Source organism: Streptococcus sp. HF-2466 (assembly GCF_015594645.1).
Classification (GTDB): domain Bacteria; phylum Bacillota; class Bacilli; order Lactobacillales; family Streptococcaceae; genus Streptococcus; species Streptococcus anginosus.
Genome location: NZ_JADNQU010000026.1, coordinates 1 through 1,304, shown reverse-complemented (window position 1 = coordinate 1,304; position 1,304 = coordinate 1). Strand labels below are relative to the sequence as shown.

The following is a 1,304-nucleotide window of genomic DNA, read 5'->3' as shown; positions in this document are numbered from 1 at the left end:
TGTTATTTTTATGAAATTAAGTTATGAAGACAAGGTTCAAATCTATTACTTGCGAAAAAGCGGCGCAACTCTCAAGTCATTATCAAAACAGTTTAACCTCAATCAGTCAGGGATCGAATATCTGATTCGACTAATTGATAGGCATGGAGTAGACATTGTCAAGAGAGGTAAGAAGACTTATTATTCTCCTGAACTAAAGCAAAAAATCCTTCATCAAGTTCTTCTTGAAGGGCGTTCTCAATTGTCAGTCTCTCTCGATTTTGCCCTTCCTAACAGGGGGACTCTCCCAAATTGGCTGGCACAATATAAGAAAAACGGCTATACTATTGTTGAGAAACAAAGAGGGAGACCACCAAAGATGGGACGTAAGAAAAAGAAAACTTGGGAAGAAATGACGGAACTAGAGCGACTTCAAGAAGAGAACGAGCGTCTTAGAACGGAGAATGCCTATCTAAAAAAGTTGAGGGAGTTACGCTTAAGGGACAAAACCTTACAGCACGAAAAGCAGAGACAATTAGAGAGATGGTCAAGGGAGGATTCCGATTAAGTTTCCTACTAGCCATAGCTAAACTCTCTCGTGCAACTTACTATTACCAGCTAAAACAGCTGGACAAACCAGACAAGAATCAAGAGTTAAAAGCTGAAATTCAATTGATTTATGATGAGCACAAGGGAAACTATGGTTATCGTCGGATTCATCTTGAACTGAAAAATCGTGGCTTTCACGTCAATCATAAGAAAGTTCAGCGATTGATGCAAGTGATGGGACTACAAGCTCGAATTCGTCGTCAACGGAAGTATTCTTCTTACAAGGGGGAGATTGGTAAGAAAGCTGAGAATCTCATTCAGCGTCAATTTCAAGCTTCTAAGCCTTATGAGAAGTGCTATACAGATGTAACCGAATTTGCCTTACCAAACGTCAATGGAAAGCTCTACCTGTCTCCTATTTTAGATGGGTATAATAGTGAAATCATTGCCTTTACCTTGTCACGTTCACCTGACTTGAACCAGGTCAGAACAATGTTAGCCAAGGCTTTTCCTGCTGGAACCTACAAGGGAACCATTCTCCACAGTGACCAAGGCTGGCAGTATCAGCACCAGTCTTATCATCAATTCTTAGAAGCGAAAGGAATTGTCCCATCTATGTCTCGCAAGGGCAATAGTCCAGACAATGGGATGATGGAGTCCTTCTTTGGCATCCTCAAATCGGAGATGTTCTACGGTTATGAGAAGAGTTATCAATCGCTTGATGAGCTGGAGAAAGCTATTGCAACTTATATTGTTTATTACAACAATAAACGGAT

General features: G+C 40.6%; 1 protein-coding gene. It reads left to right on the top strand.

All coding sequences use genetic code 11. From position 1 onward, the window contains the following. Positions 1 to 10: 10 nt before the first annotated feature. Positions 11 to 1,304 (top strand): IS3 family transposase gene (locus tag IYQ91_RS09890; RefSeq protein ID WP_195673723.1). Its coding sequence is split into 2 segments (ribosomal slippage), with 1,295 coding nucleotides annotated over them: positions 11 to 473 and positions 473 to 1,304; the frame shifts between segments, so codons are not numbered across the junction. This gene is flagged as partial in the annotation.